This is a genomic window from Brucella pseudogrignonensis, assembly GCF_002252525.1.
GTDB classification, from domain to species: domain Bacteria; phylum Pseudomonadota; class Alphaproteobacteria; order Rhizobiales; family Rhizobiaceae; genus Brucella; species Brucella pseudogrignonensis.
Genome location: NZ_NNRM01000053.1, coordinates 186830 through 211040 on the forward strand (window position 1 = coordinate 186830; position 24211 = coordinate 211040).

Here is a 24211-nt window from a genome sequence, read left to right on the forward strand (position 1 = left end):
GTCAAATCGCCAATGCCATCTCATTCCACCTCCTCCAAAACAGGTATAGAAATATATACTCTGCTGAAAAATCCTATATGGAAAATTTCATCATCAAAAACATTACGGGCGTATAACCATAATATTCGATGCTCAGTGGTTGAAAAAATTAATATTTGATAATCTCAGCTTTGGAGACTGGATATTCTTTTGAGGCATCAAAAGGCAATTTAAATGCAAGCTTTTATCCATGATACGAGATAAAAAATTTAGTTGTAAAAAGGGTCTGGTGGTGCATTACGCACCACCAGACCCTTAAGTTGTAAATTGGCTGATTTAAAACGAAACAGCCAGTTTTACATTGAAACCGTTCTGCTTCACATCCTTGGCAAACTGACCGGTGTAGGCGACCCCAAGAACTGTCGATGGCAGCAGATTGAAGTCCAGCCCTGCCTCAAGCGTAGCGACGTCTTTTGCCACGGGAGTTCCCCCAACAGTGAAGATGTCGGAACCTGTGAAACGCGCGGAGGATTCTGAATCAACGTCACCATAAGCGTGTCGCCAACCAATGTCGGCTCTTGCTTTCGGTGAAATGTTGCCCAGATCAAGCGTCGTCGCCGCGCGCAGACCAAGTGTTGTAAAGACGGTGTTGGTCTTGTCGGAATCTACATTCAACGCAGCAAGTGTATTGCCGGTTTCATTAAAACCATTGGTCTTGTGATAGACATTCGTCAAATTGGCATAAGGCTCAAAAGTGCTTCTGCCAGCTGCGATTTTGTAGCCAAGTTCACCAAAGGCAACCAGGCTGCCAGCATCATAATCCGCGTTTAGACGATCGGAGAACCCGTTAAAAGCAACAGATCGCTCTGTTTCCAGCTGATGCCAAGTGTAAGCGATGCCGGAACTGAACGCGAGCACGCCATGCGACATCGCCCATTGCGATCCTGCATAGGCTCCAAGCGTATAATTGTCGCTATTGCCCGATGAAGCACGGTCATTGCTGTGAAAGCTTGTCTGTCCATAGCCTGCCAGCACGCCGACACGCCAGCTATCAGCGATAGTATTGTCTATACCTGCCACGAAACCGCCTGACGAAGCGCTGAATTCGCCGACATTGCTATTGCCGTCCTGTTTAAGCCAGTGGCCATAGGCTTGCGCCCACCCACCATAAGTCGCGGCTACTCTGTCTTTATCGACAACGCTGTTAAATGCCGTAGGCTGCTTGCGTTCCGGTCCGTAGCCAAGAGGCTCGATTGGCGGCGTTGCGACAGGCTCATTGAAAGCTGAGCGCAAGCGATTGGTTATGGCATTCTGTGTCAGCAGGGTATTTTCGATCAGTGCTGATTTAGCTGATGCATGCACTTCGCCGGATAATGCATCAAAGCTGCTCTGGATTGTTGCTTGATCGTCGCCCAAAGTAACAAGAGCGGTGTAAAGTGCGTTCCCATCAGCCTTGAGGGTGTCCAAGGCACCGGCCAATGACCGCTGATTTGCGGTCATAGCCTTGTTGGCAAATTTCATATCGTTCCGCGATAACTTCAGATCGACCGTTTTTTTCGCATAGTCATAAATAAGCTCTGGTGTCAGAAATGCGAAGTTTGAGGTTACACCGTTGAATGCGCCGGTTAGTTCATTTCCAACGGTCAGGATGCGATAGGTCGAAAAAGGGTTATAGTTGCCGCTTGCACCAACATGGAGCACGGAGCCACCATTGAGCGAAGCTTTGCCAGAAACGTAAACATGATCAGATGCATTGCTTTTTGGGTCAACATTGACCTGATAGGACGAGCCAGCGGCAAAAATCAGATCGCCATTGATTGTCAGTCCCCCGTTCAGATTGCCCGGTGCAAGGATGCCTCCTGAAGCAATTGTCACAGTCGAAAGCGCATCGGTTGTTCCAATCGCGCCTGAGCCGCCTAACGCACCACCACCGCTGACAAGTACGTCGCCACCAAGCTTGTTGCCGATCAGCAATGTGCCGCCTTCAACATAGGTCTTGCCCTGGAAAAGCGAATTGTCGCCCGACAGAAGTGTTTTGCCAGAACTCTGGTGCAGCTCATGGGTTCCAACGGTAATACCGTCTTTCCACGTATTGCCATCAATGTGCTTGCTGATCAATTTCCCGGAGAATTCGTAAAGCTCATTGTTGTGATGGAAATCGAGCGTTGATTTGCCGTTTCCAAACCAGATTTCATCGGCGTTGAGCTTGGCATTTGAGCCGGAAATTGTGACGGATGAATTAGAGCCGGCGAGAATCCCCATTCTGAGAGAATTGGTGTTCAGCGCTCCACCGTCGCGCACGATGATGTCGGACTTCCCGGAAGTTCCTGCCAGAATAGGGCCGGTCGTTACGACAGTACCTTTGCCGCTTACTTCAAGCAAACCTTCTGAGCCAGCCTGCGTAGCCAGGCGAATTAGTGCACTTTTGAGTTCGGCGCCATTTTCCACCTTAACGTCGGCTTTGCCATAGAAGCCGACATAGAACTCGTTGACGTCGATTGACGAGCCTTTATCCTTAAGAAGCAAGCTGCCTTGACCGTCAGTGTCATAACCGACGAAGAGGTCGTCTCCACTGAGAGCGCCGCCGTCCGCGATGGTCATGGTTCCTTTGCCGCCGGAACCGATATCCATTGCATAGTCGAAAGACCAATGTGATCCGGTGCCAGTGATTGTAGCATTGCCAACGGATCCTGCACCCCAGCCAACAGCTGAGAAAGGACCGCTTGTAACCTTTGCGCCTTTTTCAATCGACAGAGTGCCGACGCCGTCATTGCCAACTATGAGCCGCTCGATATTGTTCCAAGCAGAGTTTGGTCCAGTGACAAGGACTTCGCCTTCAGAACCTGCAACGTCACCGACGATACCGCGCAGGTTTTCGAGGGTGCCACCGTTAGAAATGACAAGGCTGGCTTGTTTGCCGCTCGTCGTTCCGACGATTGCGTTGTCACTCGGATGAGATACCTGGAAACCATTTATCTCAACCGCGCCTTCATCAACCGTTACTGGCAGCAGAGAAGGTGCCATGCTTGCAAAGCAAGGGGGCGATCCACCCGGTAAACTGCAATTGGCCGCGGCAGTATCCAATGCCGATATGCTCATCAGAAATGCGAGCGTCAGTATAGAGCTGCTCGATAGCAGCATCTGAGGCTTTTTCATTATCCCCTCCCACGGCTTTCTGCCGTCCCACAGCTTATTTAGCGTGTCCTTAAACGTCCCGCTAGTTGAATCACAAACATTGCGCAAAGATTGCGTGTATAATTCTTGCTTTTGGTTCAGAGGGATTGGTCGCCTTATTGTCCCGGGGAGTTGCGGCAATGCAACTCCCTGGAAAGACCAGTTCGGCTAACCTTGCATGGAAGGAGTGAGGTTAGATATCACGGGTCCGATTTCCAAAGTTTACGAAGATGAACTGACCTGCATAAGCTGCAATCGCTGCTTTGAGGAGATCACCGGGCACGAAGGCCAAATCTCCAATTATGGCGCTCCACGGGGAGAGGCCGACATAGGCGACAAGCCATGCGACACCGAAGATGTGGTCGATAATGACGCCGACCGTTGCAGCGATGAAAAAGCCTGCGAAGGTTTTCCAGCCACCGATCGTGCTTTGGGCCACTTTGTTTGAAATCCAGCCTGTCACAAAGGCCGCAGGCAAGAAGCCCACCAGATATCCAGCGGTTGGGCTGAAGAAGATGCCGAGGCCGCCTCTGCCTCCGGAAAGAACAGGTAAGCCAATTGCGACGAGTGCTATCAGGAGCAAGACTGAAAGCGCTCCACCGCGGGCCCCGAGCACCACACCGGCGAGCAGAACACCCAGACTCTGGGCATGAATAGGTACAGGTATGAAGGTGAGCATAATTGGTGGTATCAAGCCCAGCACCACGATGATTGCTGTAAACAGCGCGATCATAACCAAAGATCTCGTTTGCACGTCGTGTACCTTCTTGCTGACGATAATTTTGTTGTAAGCGGCGGCGCGCCTATCTGTCTAATTGTGTTTGCGCTGCTGCGAACGAATGCATCTCGCATCAATAGCGTTTGCAATTTCATCCGCACTTTGCATCGTGCCAATTACCATCGGTACGATAACCGTGGATAGCCGCATTTTTAATCCCCGCGCGCGGTGAGCTTCCGCTACCGATTTATAGCGTGCATGAACCTCAGGCACGAAGCGAATAACGAGCCCAATCGCTAATCCAATGTCACGAGCGTTGCCTATACCAATTGCTTCAAATGGTTGTGCGGCTCTGGTTATCGTGTCGATGAACTGACCAATCGTTGTTGTGGCCGTAATGACGGTTGCAAAAAGGCTCAATGATCCCAGCCGCATCAGAACGATTGAAGCCGCTTCAAAACTGTTGGCATAGGCAGTCCAAACAACGACAACGGCAATCGTCAGTAAGAGTGGCCAAGATTTTAGCCATTGAACGACCGCCGAACGACAAAAGGCGAGGGAACTGAACGCCACGAGAGCAGTTAAAATTCCAAGTGCAACCGGAGTGTTGATCATGAAGAGAACGACACTTAACCCGAAAAGAGCAATGAGTTTGATTGCTGGTGGCAGTCGATGGATTGGTCCATTTCCGCGCGCTTCATAAAAGTTCATGAGACTAACGCCAGATAATGCGCAATCGTCTCATCAGCGGGGCCATCCTCGACGAGTTTACCCTGATGGAAAAGCAGCACACGGTCGAAGCCCGACAACAAGGTTAGATCGTGGCTGACCACGATAACATTTTCCTTAAGTTCACGGATGGTCCGCTCCACTATATTTCTGTTCTTCAAGTCGAGCTGATTGGTCGGTTCGTCCATGATGACAATATCAGGTTCCGTGACCAGAACCGAAGCGAGCGCTGCGAGCTGCAACTCACCTCCGGATAGCTCATGTGCGCGGCGTTCGGACAGATGCGCTATCCCAATGCGATCAAGTACCGCTGAAACCGTGTTCGCCAATTCTTGCTTGCTCAGCCCACGCGATTGCAGGCCTAATGCAACGTCGTCTTTGATTAGTGGCAGTACGATCTGGTTCGCGGGGTTCTGAAAGATATAGCCAACCGCCGCGCGCACTTTCGCTCCGTCAATTGCTGTGTCATGGCCATTTGTCAGAACGCGTCCCGACGATGGCAGAACCAGCCCATTCACCATGCGTGAAAAGGTGGACTTACCTGATCCATTGAGGCCAATGATACCAATGCGCCGTTCTGAAAGCTCTAGCGAAAGCGGTTCCAAAACCACCTTATCGGCAAACTTCGCCTCGGCTTTATCAAACAGAATGTTCAACTCTTGATCCCAAACAATATAACTTTGCTTTGCCTGCCATGACCATGGTTGGTCAAGCATGTAATGCGAAGCGGTTGGTTAAAGCTGATCAATGAGCAGTGCAATAAGGCCGTAATGCTTTTATTTCGTTGTTTTTGATTTTTGACCTTTGCAAATGTTTCAACAAAACGACGGCAGCTTCGTCGTTTTGATTAAATTGCCCCCACAAAATTTGTCATATCAAAGGCTTGCACGGTTGATACATCGGTGGAACTCTGATCTTCTTATATGAAGGCGTGACTTAGGGAGGGGATCGCTGAATGTCTGTTGTAATGCCCGAATTGCGTGCTGATACCATTATTCATAACGGCACGATCTGGTGTGGATACGAAGAGGGCACGGTAGAGGCCCTGGCAATCTGGCAAGGCAAGGTTCTAGCCACCGGTACTAAAGACCAAGTCTGGTCTCTCAAAGGTGACAAAACAAAAGTCATCGATCTGGAGGGGCGTTTCGCTACACCCGGATTAAACGATTCTCATCTCCACCTGATTTCAGTCGGGCTGACGCTCAAGTGGCTTGATGCAACGCCGCAAGCAGCACCCACTTTGGAAAGTCTGCTTGGTTCGATACGCGAAATGGCAGCTTCGGTTCCTCCGGGGACGTGGATTAGAGCCCGTGGTTACGATCAGACCAAACTTGACATCGGCCGCCATCCGCATAAGTCAGAACTCGACGCTGTAGCACCCAATCATCCGGTGATGCTGGTGCGTGCCTGTGGTCACGTTTCGATCTTCAACTCAAAAGCTTTTGAGCTGGCCGGTATCGATGAAAAATCGCCAGTGCCGGACGGCGGTTTGATCGAACAGCATAATGGTGTGCTGACCGGAATGGTTGCGGAAAATGCACAAGGGGCAGTTCGCAAAGCAATTCCAAAAGCAACAACGGAAGAAATGATCGAAGCCATTGAGGCTGCGGGTAATCTGTTGCTTTCATATGGCATTACCAGCGTGATGGATGCGGCCGTTGGGCAGGTTGCAGGCTTTGACGAAATTCGCGCCTATAATATAGCGAAACTTCAAAAGCGATTGCCGGTACGCACATGGCTTGTCCTGTTGGGCGATCCTGGCCCATCAATTGTCGAGAAATGTTACGAAGCCGGATTGGTGTCTGGGGTCGGTGATGACATGCTGACGGTTGGTGCAGTCAAGATTTTCCTTGATGGTTCGGCAGGTGGGCGGACCGCATGGATGAGCAAGCCTTATCTCGGCGACGATAATAATATCGGCGTGCAGATATTACCGGATGCGGAATTGGAAGCACTGGTGCTTGATGCCCACAAAAAGGGCTATCAGCTTGCCTGCCACGCAATCGGTGACGCAGCGATTGGTCAGCTCATTACTGCCTACGAAAAAGCACTTGCAGCGCATCCAGATCCTGATCGTCGCCACCGTATCGAACATTGTGGATTCTCTACGACTGAACAGCACGAGCGGATGAAAAAGGCTGGCATCTATCCATGCCCACAACAGGTTTTCATCTACGACTTTGGTGATGCGTATATTTCCGTGCTTGGTGAAGAAAAAGCATTGTCGAGCTATCCACTCAAGACGTGGAAAGACCTCGGTTTCAAACCTGCTACAGGAAGTGACGCGCCTGTCTGTCATCCAAATCCTTACCCCAACATCTATTCGATGCTCACGCGCGAAACTGGCAAGGGAACGGTGATGGATGCCCGTGAGCGTGTTTCAATCGAAGAAGCGCTTCAGGTCTATACCGAATACGGTGCTTTTTCGCAGAAACTGGAGGATGTGAAAGGCAAACTGGTTCCTGGACAGGTAGCTGATATTGCAGTGTTTTCACGCAATATGCTTACCGCAAAACCACAGGAAATTCTCAACGACACGCATTGTATGCTCACTATTCGCGAAGGCGAAGTGGTGTTCGAACGTTCGTAAGGAGGACAGGCAGCGAGGCTTCGGTCCCGCTGCCTGAAGACGTCCATTCGGATCAAGAAAAATAAAGTAAAAGGGGAAGACTATGAGGAAATTTACATTGCTTGCGGCGATGTCCATTGCACTGATGGCGGGTACTGCCGCCTATGCTGCTGACGAACCACGTTCGGGAGGCGTTATTAATTTTGTTGCACCTTATGGTGACAGCTTCTCGACGCTTGATGTTCAGGCTTCACCTGCAACGCAGGACGAGTTTTATGCCAAGGCCATTCATCGCACGCTGTATGATTGGGATGCGGATCAGAACAAGCCGGTACTCGGTCTGGCAACAGATGTAAGCGTTTCTGAGGATAGGCTCGTCTATACCTATAAGCTGCGCCAGGACGCATTTTTCCATGATGGCAAGCCATTAACGGCTGACGACATTATCTGGAGCTACACCCGCATAATGGACCCGAAGAAGGCTTTCCCGCCAGCGCGCTATATTGCCGAAATCAAGGGTGCCGAAGAATACACACAGGGCAAAGCCAAGGAAATCTCCGGTCTGAAGAAGATCGACGACCATACGCTTGAGATCACGCTGAAACAGCCAATTGATCCTGGCTATCAGTTCATGCGCAACAACACGGCGATTTATCCTGCCGGTCAGGGCGACAGCGAAGAATATCAGCGTCACCCAATCGGTCTTGGGCCTTACAAGTTTGCCGAATACGTCCCCGGCTCTCGTTTGACGGTTGAGAAGTGGGACAAATATTACGAAAAAGGCAAGCCATACGCAGACAAGATCAACATCATGATCATGGGCGATGCCGCTGCTCGCGACGTTGCGTTCCGCAATAAGGAAATCGATGTGGCGGTGCTCGGACCGGCGCAGTACACTGCCTATCTTGCCGATCCTGAACTTGCGAAGAATATGGTGGAAGTAGCCGAGGTCTATACCCGCGCTGTTGGCTTTAACCCGGATTTCAAGCCGTTTCAGGACAAGCGCGTCCGCCAAGCAATCAACTACGCCATTGATAGCGATCTGATCATCAAGCGCCTCGTCAAGGACAAGGCCTATCGTGCCGTGGGCTGGCTTCCGAACTCATCGCCTGCCTTCGACAAAGATGCCAAGCCTTATCCCTATGATCCTGAAAAAGCGAAAGCTTTGCTTGCTGAAGCCGGCTATCCAGACGGTTTCGAGTTTGAGCTGACGGCAACGCAAAACGAAAGCTGGGGCTTGACTATCGTTCAGGCGATCATCCCGATGCTGGATAAGGTCGGGATCAAGGTTAAAGCAAAGCCGGTTGAAGCCTCCGTACTTGCGGATGTAGTTCCTGCTGGCAATTTCCAGGCCTATATGTGGTCGCTCGAAAGTGGCCCAGATGCGCTGACCGCAATGCAGTGCTTCTACTCCACGACACCGCAATCTGCATGTAATTATCAGAAGTTCGCCAATGCAGAATTTGATAAGATCGTCGATGAAGCAAAACTCGCGAAAACAGAAGACGAAAAGAATGCGCTGCTGAAAAAAGCCAACAACCTGCTGCAGGAAGAAGCGCCAGTCTGGTTCTTCAACTACAACAAGGCCGTCATGGCGCATCAGCCATGGTTGCACGGATTGCAGCCAAACTCTGCGGAGCTCGCAGTACAGTCCTATGAAAAGCTTTGGGTCGACGACACGGTTCCGTCCGGTCGTTAATTCCGGCTGATCTGGATCGGCCCGCTCGATTTCGGGCGGGCCACTGATCCCCTTTGCTCCAGCGTCTTTCACGCTGATCCGAAAGGAGGACCGTGTGCTCTATTTTATCGCCCGCCGCGTCTTGCAGATGATACCGACAGTCATTGCGGTGTCGCTCCTGATCTTCGTCATTTTCAGCGTCGTTCCGGGCAGCATTGCTTCTGGTCTTATCGCCAACGGCAAGGGCATGAACGACCCGAAGATGGTTGAAAAGATCACGCAGGAGTTCGGTCTCGACAAGCCTGTTCATGTGCGTTTCGGCAACTATCTGGTGCAGTTGGCACAGTTCGATCTTGGCACGTCCTACCGATCGAGGCAGCCGGTTGTTTCGCTCATTCAGGAACGTATGTGGCCAACGCTGAAACTCGCTTTTGCAGCTATGGGATTTGCCATTCTGATTGGGGTTCCACTTGGATTTATAGCGGCGCTGAAGCCCGGAAGCATTCTCGACAGTGTGACAATGATAGGCGCGGTCTCTGGCCTTTCACTGCCGCAATTCTGGCTGGGGCTTCTTGCCATGTATCTCTTTGCACTGACGCTTGGATGGTTGCCAAGTTTCGGTTATGGCAATGGCGGCATACGCAACATCATTCTGCCAGCGCTGACTTTGGGTGTTGCACCGCTGGCGCTTCTCGCAAGGACAACACGCGCAGCTGTTCTTGAAGTGATGGGCGCGGATTTCATTCGCACAGCCCGTTCAAAAGGAATGAACAGCTTCAGGCTGGTGACGTGGCACGTCATGCGAAATGCGCTTGTTTTGATCATCACGACAATCGGTCTGCAATTCGGATCGATGATGGGGCAAGCCGTGGTGGTTGAAAAGCTGTTTTCATGGCCGGGCCTTGGCTCATTGCTGATTGATAGCGTTTCGCTGCGCGACATTCCCGTCGTACAGGGGGCTATTCTCGTGATCGTATTGTGGTTTCTGGTCATCAATACGATTGTTGATATTCTCTACGCGGTTATCGATCCGCGCATAAGTCACGAGTAAGCCCATGAAGCTCCGTTTCAATCTCGTATTTGGCGGGTTCGTGTGCATCGTAATCGTGGGCGCGGCTGTATTTGCACCATTGCTGGCGCACTATAATCCGGTTCTCGATGCCGATCTGATGAATGCAGAACTGCCACCCGATGCACAATTCTGGTTCGGCACTGACGCACAAGGCCGCGATGTATATTCGCGCATCCTCTATGGCGCGCAGGTGTCATTGACCGTTGGTGTGGTCTCACAGTGCATCAACACGGTCATTGGCCTCTGTTTTGGAATTTCTGCTGGCTATTTCGGCGGCTGGTGGGACGATTTCGTCAATGGTCTCACAAATCTCATGCTGGCGATCCCGTCGCTGATCTTCGCGTTGGCGATCATGGCTGTTCTCGGCCCCGGTTTGCCGAGCCTTTTGCTCGCGCTTGGTCTCACAAACTGGTCCTGGACGTGCCGCATTGCGCGCAGTTCCACCCTTTCGCTCAAGAAGCAGGGCTACATTCAGGCCGCCAAGATGCTGGGCTATAGCGATGTTCGCATCATGATTACGCAGATCTTGCCGAACATGATTGGACCTATCCTTGTGATCGGCACACTGGGAATGGGTGACGCGATCCTCGCAGAAGCTGCCCTTTCCTATCTGGGTCTTGGTATCAGTCCTCCTGATCCTAGTTGGGGCAATATGCTCACTGATGCGCGTGAGTTGATCGTGAATGCACCTTGGGCAGCGGTGTTCCCCGGTCTAGCAATCTTTTTCACAGTGCTTGGTCTCAATCTGTTCGGTGACGGTCTTCGTGACTGGCTCGACCCGCATATGAGGACGCGCAAAGTATGAGCGAACAAACACTTCTCGAGGTCGAAAATCTGCGGATCGATATCGTGTCTGGTTCGACCAAGCATAATGTTGTTGAAGACGTATCCTTCACAATCGGTGCTGGTGAAACATTCGGTTTGGTTGGAGAGTCCGGCTGCGGAAAAAGCATCACCGCATTGTCGATGATAGGATTGCTGCGAAAACCACTATCGATAACCGGTGGCGCGATACGGTTCAAAGGGCAGGACTTGCGATCCATGTCGTCACGCGAAATGCGAAAGCTGCGTGGTAATCGCATCGCGATGATCTTTCAGGAACCGATGACCGCACTCAATCCGCTTTCACCCGTAGGGCGGCAGATTGCAGAAATGTTTGTGCTGCACCAGGGTGCAACTTGGCATGAGGCAGAGCGCAAAGCGGTTGAAGCGCTTGCCAGCGTTCAGGTGCCGGCGCCAGAGCAACGTGTGAAAAATTATCCGCATCAGATGTCGGGCGGTATGCGCCAGCGTGTGATGATCGCTATTGCGCTCGCATGCAACCCTGATCTTTTGATCGCCGATGAGCCCACGACGGCGCTTGATGTGACGGTTCAGGCGGAAATTCTCCGTCTGATGCAGGAGCTTTGCACAGCGCGTGGGACTTCCGTACTCATGATCAGTCATGATCTTGGTGTTATTGCGAAAATGTGCCGTCGCGTGGGTGTGATGTATGCCGGGCATCTTGTCGAAGAGCGCATAACAGCGGGTCTGTTTCACCATCCGGCGCACCCTTATGCGCATGGACTTCTGGCTTCGCTCCCGCAACTTGGTTCTCGCCAGAAAGAAGGTCAGTTACGGCTGCAGGAAATCGAAGGCGTGGTGCCTTCCATTTCCGCTTTCCCGGCAGGCTGCAGATTTGAGCCGCGCTGCACGCGTGCCACCGATATTTGCCGCGCGCAAAAGCCGGGCTGGACGCCACTTGAGGATGCGGGTGTGGTGAGGTGTTTCCATCATGAATGATATGCATTCGACGAAATTGGCAGAGCCATTGGTCAGAATTGATGATGTCTGCGTTTATTTCCCGGTGAGTGGCGGTATCTTCAGCCATTCCAAGCAATTGCTGCGCGCCGTCAATAATCTCAGCCTGACCCTTAATAAAGGCGAGTGCTTGTCCATCGTGGGTGAGTCCGGCTGTGGTAAATCTACGCTCGCGCTCTCCATTGTAGGCCTTCAGAAACCAACCAGTGGGCAGATCTATTTTGAGGGGCGTCCGATCACTGGCAAGAATGAGCCTTCACGGCTGGAGCGGGCAAAGATGGCGCAGATGGTCTTTCAAGATCCGTTTGCTTCACTCAATCCACGCCAGTCCGTCTATACATCGCTCGCAGCACCTTTACGGCTTCATGGTGTAAAATCACGTAGCGAGGTTGATGGGCGGGTTGAGGAAATTCTGCGCCTCGTTGGATTGAAACCCGAGCAGGCAAAACGTTTCCCGCACGAGTTTTCCGGGGGGCAACGCCAGCGCATCGGGATTGCGCGCGCCTTGCTGCTCAATCCGAAAGTCATCGTGCTGGATGAACCTGTCTCCGCACTTGATGTTTCGATCCGGGCACAGATTATCAATCTTTTGTTGGAGCTGAAAGAGCGGCTTGGTCTTTCCTACATCATGATCAGCCATGATCTGAGCGTCGTAGAGCATATGAGTGATCGGGTCGCCGTTATGTATTTCGGCCAGATTGTTGAGAGTGGCCCATGGGATCGGATATTCTCGAACCCGACGCATCCCTATACGCGGCGGCTGATCTCCGCTATTCCCGATCCGATGACGGAATTGACAGGCGGTCGGCTGATCGATGATCGAAACCCACCAAATGCACCAGAAGGCTACGCGTTTTATCCCGAAAGCTTTGGTACACATGATGTGCATCAAGTGCCGCCAGCCACGCAGTTTATAGATATCGGCGGTGAGCAACGTATCCGTGTGGTTCAAAAAAGATAAAAGCGCCGGACACCGACGCTTTTCTTCAGATCATTTGACGTGGAGGAACTGCGTCCCCCACTTCCGCTTTTTGAGCTGAGTGAGATTATTTACGAAGCTCGGCTTCGATCTCGTCCAACGTTTTGTCTTTTCCGATACCAGTCAGGAAGGGTAGGCCCTTGATGACTGGCTTGGTGACGGAAGCGGAAATAGGCGTGGTTGAAACGATGAAATCCACATTGTCAGCTAAAGAGGCTACTTCCGTGGCCTTTGCCTGCTGAGCATTGAAGGTAAGCCCGCGTTTTTTCATTTCTTCGGTGACTGTTGCGTTGACTGCCGTAGATGTCGCTACACCTGTTCCGCAAGCGAAGAGAATTGTTTTTATTCTAGCCATGGTTTCCTCCAAGTGGTGTTCGTGCATTCCATGAAACGCGCGAATATCGTATTTTTGTTGTCTCGAATTCGGCTGTTAAGATCTACTCTTAATTCAGCGCAGTTTGAATATCTTCAAGCGTGCGCGCCGCCTTCAGCCTATCGAGTGCATTCGGATCCTGAATTGTCGCCATGATTTGCTGCAAGGTTTCAATCTGTTTGTCCTTGTCATTGATGGCAAGCAGAAAGACATATCCAACAGAAACGGCCTCTTCAGGATCTTCCATATTGGCAAATTCAATTGGTGATTTCAGGGTTGCAAAGGCAATGCCAGCCTTAAGCACATGCTCAGGATCGGTATGCGGCACAGCAACGTTTTCTTCGCGCTCAAGCGGCAATCCTGTTGGCATCGTCAGTTCGCGGCTTACGACCGCGTCGGCGTAGCTTGGCTTTACATAACCCAGCTTTTCCAGCTTGCCCGCCAGAATCCGGATGATCTCTTCATTGGTTTTTGCTTCGCTCTGAAGCTCGATCGCTTGTGGGTCGAGAAAATCAATCAGACCAGCAGCCATTTCATTCTCCGTTTAAAGAAGGTCGCACGTCGGTCTCGACGTGCGACTTTTATTTCATGTGTCGATCATTGCCAATTTTAGGCGGCAATTTCGTCTGCTGGTTCGTCCTCAGCGCCTGCCGCACGCTCCCATGCCTGGGTATTGCGGCGATAGAGCATGAAAAGTGCAGCAATAACAACGGCGATCACCGCGATACCAATAGCACCAAGCCACTGGATGGCCGATATGATGATGTATGGCACCCACAGGAATCCGTCGACCACTGAAGTGATCTGCAAGGCGTTCTCAGGCAGCTTGAAGCCGGATGAAACCGCAGCACTCGTAAACAACGGAGCAAGCGCATTGGCTACATAGAAGCCGATTGCCAGTGTGATCGTTCCTACGACGACCATGCGGAACACGTTTCCTTTCAGAAGCGGTGCAGTCATGGCGACGATGAAAGGAATGACGGCAAGGTCGGCAAACAGGATGACGCGGTTGCCTGGCAGGATGACCGAAAGAATGATCGCAATAGGCACCAGAATGAGCGACGACGAGATCGCGGCTGGATGTCCGATAAGGATTGCCGAGTCGAGACCAACAAGAAGTTCGCGGTCGCCGGTGCGCTTGCGCACAAATTCCTGTGCAGCGTCGGAAACTGGCAGCAGGCCTTCCATCAGGATTTTGACCATACGCGGCAGAAGCAACATAACGGCGGCAAGTGTCATGCCTGTGCCGAAAACTTTCGCGAGTACGACGCCGAAATCTCCTGCATTATAAAATGCGATTAGGCCGAGCACCAAACCGATAATCAGGCCGAGCACAACCGGTTCGCCGAATACACCGAAGCGACGTTCGATGGTTTCCGTGCTGATGTTGATCTTGTTGATGCCGGGAATGCGATCCATGATCCAGTTGAGCACGATTGCAATCGGCAGAATCTGTGCCGAGGCCAGATGCGGCACGGAAACCCCCGGTACACCGTAAAACTGCTGAACAGCACGCGCCGACCAGTCTGCAAACAGCAGCGAAAGTGCCGCAACAAGTGCTGCAACAATGATGCCGTAAGCCAGGTTATCGGTTGCAGCGACAACCAGCGAACCGACGAAAGCAAAGTGCCAGAAGTTCCACACATCGACGTTCAACGTGCGTGTCCAGCGAAGCAGAAGCAGCACGATGTTGACCAGAATACCGACAGGAATAACCCAAAGACCCACCGATGAGCCGAAGGCGATTGCCGCAGCCGAAGGCCAGCCTACGTCAACGATATCGCGCTTGATGCCCGTGTTGGTGACGATTGCCTGAGCCACTTCACCAATAGAGGTGAACATCAAGCCCAGGACCAGATTGATACCGATGAAAGCAACGCCGATGGTGATGGCTGCACGGAAGGCTTTGCCCACCTTTGCGCCGAGTACCACCGCAATGATGAAGATGACGATAGGCAACAGAACCGTTGCCCCAAGCGTATCGACTGCCGTTTTTAGTCCGCTCAGAAATGCGTCCATTTATTTCTCCTCCCCCCGGAGCACTCCCAAAGTGCGCCGAGCTAACAGAACGCCATTATTAGCTCGCACGTATCGACGTTTCAAAATGTGAATTGTGCGAAACGGCAGAACATTTGTATTCTATAGCAAACTAAAGTTGAATAACAAGATGGCATTTGCGAGCGGGTTGAGGTGCGCGGTTTATGAACACTGGTATTGACTTAGAAACAAATGTTCATTAATCGATAAGGTATCAGAGGAGACTGCGAGAATATTTGCAGGGACGTTCAGGAGGAAACGATGGCAACCAATGTGGCGTTGACAGGTTTGGCGCGTGATATGCAGGCGCGGGCGGATAGTGGGCGACCGATCCGTATCGGACTGATTGGCTCAGGCGAAATGGGCACCGATATCGTCACGCGCGTTGCGCATATGCCGGGTATCGAAGTTGGTGCTATTTCTGAGCTGCGCGTTCCCAATGCCCTGAAGGCAGTCGATATTGCTTTTCAGGAAGGAGGTCATGGCCGTGAGGTTTCGACCGCTTCCGATCTGACAGCCGCCATGGAAGCGCATAAGGTTGCCGTAACAGACAACGCCAATCTGATCCTCGAGAACGATCTTATCGATGTTGTGATCGACGCAACCGGCGTTCCGGCTGTCGGTGCAGAGATTGGCCTGCGCGCCATGGAACACGGCAAGCATCTTGTCATGATGAATGTCGAAGCAGACGTGACAATCGGTGCTTATCTGAAAGCAGAAGCCGAACGCCTTGGTGTTACCTATTCGCTGGGCGCTGGGGACGAGCCGTCATCTTGCATGGAGTTGATCGAGTTTGTGACTGCCATGGGTCATCCGATTGTGGCGGCGGGCAAGGGTAAGAACAACCCGCTCAATATCGATGCGGTTCCTGATCAATATATGGAAGAAGCCACGCACCGTAACATGAACGTGCGCATGCTGGTGGAATTCGTCGATGGTTCAAAGACCATGGTCGAAATGGCCGCCATTGCCAATGCGACAGGTCTTGTCCCGGATAAAGCCGGTATGCACGGTCCCGCTGCAACGCTCGACCAGCTCAACAAGACACTGATCCCTGAAAAGGACGGCGGTGTGTTGTCCAAAGTTGGTGTGGTTGATTATTCGATCGGGAAGGGTGTAGCACCCGGCGTGTTTGTCGTCGCCGACATGTCGCACCCACGTATTTCCGAGCGCATGGAAGACCTGAAGATGGGCAAGGGTCCATATTTCACATTCCATCGCCCATATCACCTGACTTCTCTCGAAGTGCCGCTCACCTGCGCCCGCGTTGTTCTTTACGGCAAGCCTGACATGGTTCCGCTTTCAAAGCCGGTCGCAGAAGTGGCTGCGGTTGCAAAGAAGGACATGCAGCCGGGCGAAAAGCTCGATGCGATTGGCGAATATTGCTACCGCGCATGGATCATGACTTCGGGCGAGGCGCGCAGTGCACATGCGATCCCTTGCGGGCTTCTGCAGGGTGGCAGCGTGACCAAACCGATCAAGAAGGGCGAGCTTATCACCTACGATAATGCGGCCGTGGCTCCCGGTTCCAAGATTGCTGAACTGCGCGCGCGTCAAGACAAGCTCGTTTACGGAGCGTGAGGACAAAACATCATGGTTCAAGCCAAAAAAGTCAAACCGCAGGATACGGGCGACCGTCATAACTTGCCTTATGCCTTCCGCACCTATTCGCCGGAGCAACTGAAAGAAGCACTGCATAAGATGTATCTCATCCGCCGCTTTGAAGAAGGCGCGGAAGAAAGCTACACACGTGGTCTCATTCACGGAACAATGCATCTTTCCATCGGGCAGGAAGCCAGTGCGATGGGATCGTGCCTGCCGCTCAATGACGATGACATGATCACGTCGACCCATCGCGGCCATGGCCATTGCATCGCCAAGGGTGCAGACGTGAAACGTATGTTTGCTGAGTTTTTCGGTAAGGAAACAGGTTATTGCAAAGGCCGTGGTGGTTCGATGCACATTGCTGACGTTTCTAAGGGAAATCTCGGCGCGAACGGTATTGTCGGTGGCGGTATTCCGATTGCGGTCGGTGCTGCGCTTTCCGCCAAGAAGCAGAAAAACGGCAAGGTAGTCGTATCATTCTTTGGTGATGGCGCAAATAATGAAGGCGCTTTCCACGAAGCTCTCAATATGGCGTCTGTCTGGAAGCTTCCTGTTGTTTTCGTTTGTGAAAACAACGGCTACGGCATGTCCACCTCCACCAAGCGCTCGACAGCGGTTGCCAATGTTGCAGACCGCGCCTCGGCCTACAATATGCCCGGCGTGATCGTCGATGGTAACAATCTGTCGGAAGTGGCGGAGGCCATCAATGAAGCCACTGAACGCGCACGGCGCGGCGATGGTCCGACGCTGATTGAAAACAAGACGTACCGCATTCGTGGTCATTCCAAGAGCGATCGCAACCGTTATCGCACCAAGGAAGAAATCGAGCATTGGCAAAATGATCGCGATCCAATCGCATATTTTGAGGCCGACTTGAAAGCCTATGGCTTCATCAATGACGCCGAGATCGAGGAAATCCGCGCTCAAGTGGAGAAGGAAATCGCTGACGCGATCGAGTTCGCCAAGAATAGTCCGGCACCTGATCTGACCAACCTGACCCGCGACGTTTACACGGACGATATTTGAATATGGACACGACAATCCGTGAGTTGAGCTATTCGCAAGCCATCCAGGAAGCAATGGCAATTGCTATGGAACGCGACGACCGCGTGTTCCTGATGGGTGAAGATATTGGCGTCTATGGTGGCGCATTTCAGGTCACAGGTGATCTGGTGCATCGCTTTGGCGAAGACCGGGTCATGGACACGCCGATTTCAGAATTGGGCGGTGCAGGTGTTGCTGTCGGTGCAGCACTAACCGGTATGCGCCCGATCTTTGAGTTCCAGTTCTCCGACTTTGCAGCACTTGCGATGGAACAGATCGTCAACCAGGCTGCGAAAATTCGCTATATGCTTGGCGGTGCGGTTTCTGTGCCGCTGGTTATGCGGTTTCCGGCAGGGTCGGGAACGGGTGCCGCGGCACAGCACAGCCAGAGCCTTGAAGCATGGCTTGGCCATGTACCGGGTCTCAAAGTTTTGCAGCCAGCGACCCCTTACGATGCCAAGGGCATGTTGCTCGCAGCCGTTGAAGATCCCGATCCGGTTATGATTTTCGAGCATAAGTTGCTCTACAAGACCAAAGGTCCGGTTCCTGAAGGCTTCTACACCGTACCAATCGGCAAGGCGGAAGTGGTTCGCGAAGGGCGCGATCTGACCATCGTTGCAACTGCAATCATGGTGCACAAAGCCCTTGATGCCGCCGCTGAACTTGCCAAGGAAGGCATTGATGTTGAAGTGATCGACCTGCGCACCGTGCGTCCGATTGATCGTGAAACCATCATTAAAAGCGTCAAGAAGACGTCGAAGCTTCTTTGCGTTTACGAGGCAGTAAAGACCCTTGGTATAGGCGCTGAAATATCTGCCATTGTAGCGGAAAGCGATGCCTTTGATTACCTCGATGCGCCGATTGTGCGTCTGGGCGGAGCCGAAACGCCAATTCCTTATAATCCTGATCTTGAACGCGCGACCGTTCCGCAGGTGCCTGATATCCTGAAAAGCGCTCGTGATCTGGCCAAAGGAGTGCGCTGACCATGGCTGTGGAAGTCATTCTCCCCAAGGTCGATATGGATATGGAGACAGGGCAGATTTCGCGATGGTTTGCCAAGGATGGCGATACCGTCACGAAAGGCCAGCTTCTCTTTGAAATCGAGACCGACAAGGCGGCGATGGAAGTTGATGCGCCAGCATCCGGCATCATCGCAGATATTAGTGCTGCTGAAGGGGCTGTTGTACCCGTCGGTCAAGCTGTGGCCTGGATTTATGCTGAAGGTGAAGAGCGTAACGGCAAGTCGGTTCCGCTTGTTGAAGAACCTGTCGCTGTTGCTCAGGTGGAGGCGGTTGTTGAGCCGGTAGCTCCAAAGCAGGTTGAACCCCAGTCCTCCCAAGACGATGAAGCAGGTTCAGTAAATGATGTTCGGGCAACACCGCTCGCTCGTCGCCTTGCCCGCGAAGCAGGCATTGATCTCAAATCCGTTCAAGGCTCAGGCCCGAAAGGTCGCGTGCAGAAAAAGGACGTTGAAGGCAATATCAGCGTTGCGAAGCCAGCCATTGCTGCGGTTGCGGCTAAACCGCCAGTGAGAAACACTGCTGAACCGATTGCTACAGAACTGCTCAATGCAGTCTGGCTGCGTGAGGGGGAAGCTGGCCGTTTGCCGGTTGTTCTGATTCACGGTTATGCAGCTGATCTCAATTCGTGGCGTGGATTGTTTGCCGGTGCATCGCTTGGTCATCCAATCCTTGCACTCGATCTCCCGGGACACGGCAATTCACCACGCGTCGTTCCTGAAAGCATAGATGAGATTGCAGCAAGCGTGGAGGCAACGCTTGCGTCATTGGGTGTAACATCCTGCCTTCTGGTCGGACATTCACTTGGTGGAGCGGTCGCAACTGTCACCGCGGCTCGCGGTGTTGTCGATGTGCGTTCGCTGCTGCTCATTTCGTCGGGCGGCTTGGGGCCACAGGTCAATGGGGCATTTATAACGGGTCTCGTCGGCGCGAAAAGCGAAGCCAGCATCGTTCCCTGGCTGAAACTGCTCGTCGCTGATGAGAGCCATCTGACAAGACCTTTCATCAATGCGACCGTTACTCAGGCTGCGGATGCAGAACTGCGCGATACGCAGGAAGCAATTGGTGCGCGGTTCTTTGCAGATGGCACGCAAACCTTCGAGGTACGCTCAAGCATTGCTTCGCTGGCGATGCCAGTGCGGCTTATCTTCGGTGTCGAAGACCGTGTTATCCCGGTTGCTCATGCTCATGGTTTGCCGGGGAAGGTGGGCGTCCACATTTTTGCAGGTTGTGGACATATGCCACAAATCGAAGAGCGGGCTGCGGTGTTGCAAATCCTTAAAGAATGCGCAGCAGCTGCCAATTGATGCCGGTTTCGTCGCAAATGCGGCAATCAAAAAAGCACATCGTTTTGCGACGATGTGCTTTTTGCATTTAATTGGATTACGCTCTGAGCATTTCAGCAGCACTTTCCTCATCAGTGATGAGAACGGTTGGCTTCAGAAGCTTCACTGCGCCAAGCAGAGCTGCGATTTTCTCTTTGCCACCTGATGTAAGAATACGTTGCGGCGTTTTCTGAAGGCTCTCAATTTTGGCCGACATGACACGGTCATGCACTGGATCATCAACGATCTTGCCATTTATATCGTAGAAGTGAAACAGCACGTCGCCGACCGCACCGTTCTCTATCAGCGACAGTTTCTGCGCCTCGTCGATCAGGCCCACGCGATATGACGTGCTACTCGCAGTCTGAATATCACCGACGCTGAGCAAAACCATATCGAGTTCTTCGGCCATGTCCAACACGGTATTCAGCCCACAACGCTCGATAAGTGCGATCCGTGTTTCTTTGCTGTCGACCAGAGCAGGGGCGGGGATCAGATAGCCTTCGCCCTGAAAAATCTGCGCAAATTGCCACGCAAATTCCGGTGGGTTTGAACGACGCGGTTGCACGATGCCGCCAAGCAGAGAAATTACTTTAAGATCATTGAGCGGGCGGGCACCGATGTGTTGCAGGGTGCTGGAAAGTGTGCGGCCCCAGCCCACGCCGATCGTCATGCCGTGCTGCACTTTTTCCGAAAGATATGCGCCTGTTGCCGCACTGATCGGTGGTATTGGATCAATGTCAGCCGAAGAGAGGGGCGCGACAATGGCGCGCTCAAGCCCGAAGGTTTTCTCAAGCTCAACTTCCAATGATGTCAGACTTGCCAGCTTGCCTTCGATCGTAATTTTTACTTCATTGCGAGCGCGTGCATCAGCAAGAAGGCGAACGATTGTGACACGGCCGACACCCAGCGCTTCCGCGATATCATTTTGGGTCATTTGTTCGACGTAATACATCCACGCAGCGCGGGTTCGCAGCCGGCTTGTACGGTTTTCCGCAGCCACACCTTCCGACCCAATGATGAGGTCCGCTGCTTCCGGATTCTTCTGCGTCTTCTTGCCGGCTTTTTTCAAAACTGTCCCTCAAATTATTGGCGTATTATTACATTATAGAAGTCGTGTTCTTACACCGAAACTATTGCTTTTCCGTGCGAAGGCAAACAATAATTCATGTGCTTGTTGCATCCTGTTACGATGGCGCTGCAGTTGAGGAAAATGAACATGTTACACATTCTTTCGGAAGAAATTGCAGTCAACCTGAAGGACCGCCTGCGGGAGGTTCGATACATGATTCGTCGCAATCGTCATGAAAGTTTGCAGGTCGAACAATCAGCGACACGTCCGGGAGAAATCGTGTCGCCGGAATTGTTGCTGGGACACGCCGCAAGCGTGATGGATAAGGCGCTGACAACGGCTGAAACAATTTCGATTTCGCTGATTTCGTCTAATCCAAATGTGCACAACAGCGCGCCGCATGTGAAAAGCCTGTCGGTTTATTTCGGCGCTGGTGCGGAGGGCGCACGCGCTTTTCGTAAGGATATGTATTACCTCACAAAAGACGTGCTCCGCCGCCATCAATTGCAGAATGTGCTGATTCAGGAAGCCGCATTTGTCACGGTCCACGCCAGAATGATGCAAAAGCATCGCGCGTTGTTGAAGAGCGTTTTTTCGTCAGAAGCTGGAGATACGAAGATTGCAGCAACGGCCAGAGCTGTCGCGGCTCTATTTCTGGAACTGCTTGAAGAAAGACCAGTACGATTTGTCTCGATGGATGGTCATTGCGACCCGCAGGCGCTGCGTAGATTTGAAACAACGTGCTTTGCGGCTGTCGGTATCGCTTGTGGTCTGGCAACAGCAAAAGCGGCAGATCTGGCAGGCGTCGATCCTTTGGAAAGCGCCATTCTGGCGCTGGATGTACGCCATGATCGTCTCGTGCAGGCTGCAGAAGACCGCGATGAGGCTCAGCTCGAAATACTGTTCCAGACTTTGATTGCTCATCTTCCATAAATTAAAAGCCCGGACAGCGATATCCGGGCTTCTTATAGGTGTCTTGCAGGCAAGATCTAACTGCCGAACATATCCGCGATATGCTTTTTTGCTCGGGGAATTGAAGCCGGACTCATGCTGAGTTCCGTCAACCCCATACGAATGAATTCCCCGATAAGCTCCGGCTTTCCAGCTGCTTCCCCACACATGCCGACCATGATGCCTGCTTCCGTTCCCGCCTTCGCGGTCATCTCGATTGCAGCCATTACAGCCGGATGTCTGACATCATTAAGCTTTGCAACGGTTGGATTGAGCCGATCCGCAGCCATCACATACTGTGTTAGATCATTGGTGCCGATGGAGAAGAAAGCAGCTTCTTTTGCGAGCTCTCGGGCAGCGAAAACCGCCGCAGGTGTCTCTATCATTACGCCCAGGTCAAACTCCGCAAATGCTTTGCCTTCGGTTTTAAGCTCAGTGATGCATTCCGCGATAAGGCCTCTGGTCGCACGAATTTCTTCAACATCCGAAACCATGGGCAACATCACTTTGAGATTGCCGTTAACCGCTGAACGCAACAGCGCCCGCAATTGCGGTTTGAATACATCCGGGCGGTCCAGACACATACGAATGCCGCGCCACCCAAGGAAAGGGTTTTCTTCCTCGGGAAACTCAATCCCCGCAATCGGCTTGTCACCACCAATATCCAACGTGCGAACGATCACGGAGTTTGGCGCGAAAGCTTTCAGAAGTGCCGTATAAGTTTCTGTCTGCATATCTTCTGAAGGCAGGTGAATGTGCTTCATGAACAGAAGTTCGGTGCGGAAAAGTCCGACACCCATCGCACCGGCTTCGAGTGCAACATCGATTTCTTCCAGCGCACCCATATTGGCTGCCACTTCGATGATTGTTCCGTCAGCGCGACGCGGCGTGATGGAGCGGTAGGCATTCAGCGCCTGCTTTTCCTGTAGCGCTTTGGAAATGCGCGCTTCGATTTCGTCGCGGGTGGCTATATCCGGATCGGCATGAACGATGCCGAAACTTCCATCCACTGCTACGGTTTTCGCATTCTTGAGCTGTTGAACTGCACTTCCAAGGCCAAGAACCGCCGGAATACCGTGCGTGCGGGCGATGATGGCGACATGCGATGTTGCGCCGCCGTGACCACAAACTACGCCTTTGATCTTCTTGAGCGGCGCGCGCGCCAGATCCCAAGCGCCGATGTCTTCTGCAATAAGCACCGAGCCTTCCGGCAGGCCTTCCAGATTGATGTCTTCCTTACCAAGCAGAGCCAGACAAATCTGGCGGCTAACAGCGTGCACATCATCCGCGCGTGCGTTGAGATACGGATCGTCAAGTGCCGCAAATTGGCCGGCCACAGTTGAAGCTGCAGCGAGCATGGCCGAAATTGCATCAAGACCGCCCCGAATAAGTCCAAGCGCTTCGTCGGTCAGGCTGTCATCAGCTGCTATGTCTTTCAAGGCTGCAATAATGCCTCGGTCAGCATCGGCGAGATTGCCGCTGGAGAGGGAAGCGTCCATGCGCTGCTGCACTGTCGCGATTGCAGATTTGAAATGGGCAATTTCGGCGTCTATTTCAGATGCTGCAAGTTTTCGACCCGAAGGTTTGATCTCTTCAGGAAAGAACGGAAAAGCTGTTCCCAAAGAAATGCCTTCGCTGGCCCCCACGCCTTTTATCTGACCAACAGGAAGCTTGTTCGAGATTGCAGGCTGCGGGGTGGCTTCGGCTTGAGGCGTAGCCATAGGAGCAGGAGTACTCGGGGTTGTAGTTTCTTCAAGGCCAGCCTGCGGGTTCTCCAGATAGCCTATCAAAGCTTCAATGGCTTCAATAGCATCTGCCCCATCAGCACGAACGGTCACTTCATCGAGCTCTTTTACGCCAAGCAGCATCAGCTTCACGGAGCTTTTGGCACTTACGCTTTTTCCGGCCTTGGCAATTTCGATGTCACTCTCAAAACCTTTGGCCAGTTTAACAAAGCGAGTTGCAGGGCGCGCATGCAGCCCTTCATGAACCCGGACGATAGTCGAGCGTTCCATTTATGTAAGCCTCAAATCGACAATTAAGCGATTTCACATCCATGACGTAAAAATCATTTCAATTGTCTGTTT

General features: G+C 52.3%; 20 protein-coding genes. 11 read left to right on the forward strand and 9 right to left on the reverse strand.

Annotated features, from left to right (window positions below; translation table 11 throughout):
- Nucleotides 1–315: 315 nt before the first annotated feature.
- The 4 genes from CEV34_RS26140 to CEV34_RS26155 form a co-directional block, all read right to left on the reverse strand.
- Nucleotides 316–3135 (reverse strand): autotransporter outer membrane beta-barrel domain-containing protein, encoded by a 2820-nt coding sequence (locus tag CEV34_RS26140; RefSeq protein ID WP_094544763.1) that lies wholly within the window; start codon nt 3133–3135, stop codon nt 316–318.
- 211 nt (nt 3136–3346) lie between these two features.
- Nucleotides 3347–3886, reverse strand: a complete 540-nt coding sequence (locus CEV34_RS26145; RefSeq protein WP_007878533.1) for a biotin transporter BioY — start codon at nt 3884–3886, stop codon at nt 3347–3349.
- Between the two features lie 78 nt (nt 3887–3964).
- Complete coding sequence (locus CEV34_RS26150) at nt 3965–4582, reverse strand: energy-coupling factor transporter transmembrane component T family protein (protein WP_007878534.1); 618 nt, start codon at nt 4580–4582, stop codon at nt 3965–3967.
- The gene (locus CEV34_RS26155) at nt 4579–5256 is read right to left on the reverse strand and encodes an energy-coupling factor ABC transporter ATP-binding protein (RefSeq protein WP_039860634.1); all 678 of its coding nucleotides are present in this window, start codon (nt 5254–5256) and stop codon (nt 4579–4581) included. The genes CEV34_RS26150 and CEV34_RS26155 overlap by 4 nt, the downstream gene beginning before the upstream one ends.
- A 311-nt stretch (nt 5257–5567) precedes the next feature.
- Here CEV34_RS26155 and CEV34_RS26160 point away from each other — a divergent pair, with 311 nt between their 5' ends.
- From CEV34_RS26160 to CEV34_RS26185, 6 genes are all read left to right on the forward strand, one after another.
- Complete coding sequence (locus CEV34_RS26160) at nt 5568–7190, forward strand: amidohydrolase (protein ID WP_374891528.1); 1623 nt, start codon at nt 5568–5570, stop codon at nt 7188–7190.
- A gap of 82 nt (nt 7191–7272) precedes the next feature.
- Nucleotides 7273–8868, forward strand: coding sequence for an ABC transporter substrate-binding protein (locus CEV34_RS26165; protein WP_039860625.1), 1596 nt, complete (start codon nt 7273–7275; stop codon nt 8866–8868).
- Nucleotides 8869–8962: 94 nt separating this feature from the next.
- Complete coding sequence (locus CEV34_RS26170; protein WP_007878539.1) at nt 8963–9898, forward strand: ABC transporter permease; 936 nt, start codon at nt 8963–8965, stop codon at nt 9896–9898.
- A 4-nt stretch (nt 9899–9902) separates the two neighbouring features.
- Nucleotides 9903–10724, forward strand: coding sequence for an ABC transporter permease (locus CEV34_RS26175; protein WP_007878544.1), 822 nt, complete (start codon nt 9903–9905; stop codon nt 10722–10724).
- Nucleotides 10721–11701 carry an ABC transporter ATP-binding protein gene (locus tag CEV34_RS26180; protein ID WP_007878545.1) on the forward strand — a complete coding sequence of 327 codons (981 nt, stop codon included), beginning with the start codon at nt 10721–10723 and terminating at the stop codon, nt 11699–11701. Before CEV34_RS26175 ends, CEV34_RS26180 begins: the two co-directional genes overlap by 4 nt.
- Nucleotides 11694–12680, forward strand: a complete 987-nt coding sequence (locus CEV34_RS26185) for an ABC transporter ATP-binding protein (RefSeq protein ID WP_007878546.1) — start codon at nt 11694–11696, stop codon at nt 12678–12680. The genes CEV34_RS26180 and CEV34_RS26185 overlap by 8 nt, the downstream gene beginning before the upstream one ends.
- An 85-nt stretch (nt 12681–12765) precedes the next feature.
- Here CEV34_RS26185 and CEV34_RS26190 read toward each other — a convergent pair whose 3' ends face one another.
- From CEV34_RS26190 to CEV34_RS26200, 3 genes are all read right to left on the reverse strand, one after another.
- Nucleotides 12766–13053: a PTS sugar transporter subunit IIB gene (locus CEV34_RS26190; RefSeq protein ID WP_007878547.1), complete on the reverse strand. Its 288-nt coding sequence runs from the start codon at nt 13051–13053 to the stop codon at nt 12766–12768.
- Nucleotides 13054–13141: 88 nt separating this feature from the next.
- Complete coding sequence (locus tag CEV34_RS26195) at nt 13142–13603, reverse strand: PTS sugar transporter subunit IIA (RefSeq protein WP_007878548.1); 462 nt, start codon at nt 13601–13603, stop codon at nt 13142–13144.
- A 77-nt stretch (nt 13604–13680) separates the two neighbouring features.
- The gene (locus tag CEV34_RS26200) at nt 13681–15090 is read right to left on the reverse strand and encodes a PTS galactitol transporter subunit IIC (RefSeq protein WP_007878549.1); all 1410 of its coding nucleotides are present in this window, start codon (nt 15088–15090) and stop codon (nt 13681–13683) included.
- 279 nt (nt 15091–15369) lie between these two features.
- Here CEV34_RS26200 and CEV34_RS26205 point away from each other — a divergent pair, with 279 nt between their 5' ends.
- Genes CEV34_RS26205 through CEV34_RS26220 form a run of 4 tightly spaced genes read left to right on the forward strand, consistent with a single transcriptional unit; the run spans nt 15370 to nt 20083 of the window.
- Complete coding sequence (locus tag CEV34_RS26205; protein WP_007878557.1) at nt 15370–16689, forward strand: NAD(P)H-dependent oxidoreductase; 1320 nt, start codon at nt 15370–15372, stop codon at nt 16687–16689.
- A 12-nt stretch (nt 16690–16701) separates the two neighbouring features.
- Nucleotides 16702–17739 carry a thiamine pyrophosphate-dependent dehydrogenase E1 component subunit alpha gene (locus tag CEV34_RS26210; protein ID WP_007878558.1) on the forward strand — a complete coding sequence of 346 codons (1038 nt, stop codon included), beginning with the start codon at nt 16702–16704 and terminating at the stop codon, nt 17737–17739.
- Between the two features lie 2 nt (nt 17740–17741).
- On the forward strand, nt 17742–18740 hold the full coding sequence (locus CEV34_RS26215; protein WP_007878559.1) for an alpha-ketoacid dehydrogenase subunit beta: 999 nt from the start codon (nt 17742–17744) through the stop codon (nt 18738–18740).
- 2 nt (nt 18741–18742) lie between these two features.
- Nucleotides 18743–20083, forward strand: a complete 1341-nt coding sequence (locus CEV34_RS26220) for an acetoin dehydrogenase dihydrolipoyllysine-residue acetyltransferase subunit (protein ID WP_007878560.1) — start codon at nt 18743–18745, stop codon at nt 20081–20083.
- A 76-nt stretch (nt 20084–20159) separates the two neighbouring features.
- On the opposite strand, the gene CEV34_RS26225 is transcribed toward CEV34_RS26220, so the two are convergent.
- Complete coding sequence (locus tag CEV34_RS26225) at nt 20160–21173, reverse strand: sugar-binding transcriptional regulator (RefSeq protein ID WP_007878561.1); 1014 nt, start codon at nt 21171–21173, stop codon at nt 20160–20162.
- 147 nt (nt 21174–21320) lie between these two features.
- Between CEV34_RS26225 and CEV34_RS26230 the strand changes: the two genes are divergently transcribed.
- A complete protein-coding gene (locus tag CEV34_RS26230; protein ID WP_007878562.1) occupies nt 21321–22106 on the forward strand; it encodes a hypothetical protein in 786 nt (261 codons plus the stop codon).
- 56 nt (nt 22107–22162) lie between these two features.
- On the opposite strand, the gene ptsP is transcribed toward CEV34_RS26230, so the two are convergent.
- Nucleotides 22163–24139, reverse strand: a complete 1977-nt coding sequence (ptsP, locus tag CEV34_RS26235) for a phosphoenolpyruvate--protein phosphotransferase (protein WP_007878563.1) — start codon at nt 24137–24139, stop codon at nt 22163–22165.
- Nucleotides 24140–24211: the final 72 nt, after the last annotated feature.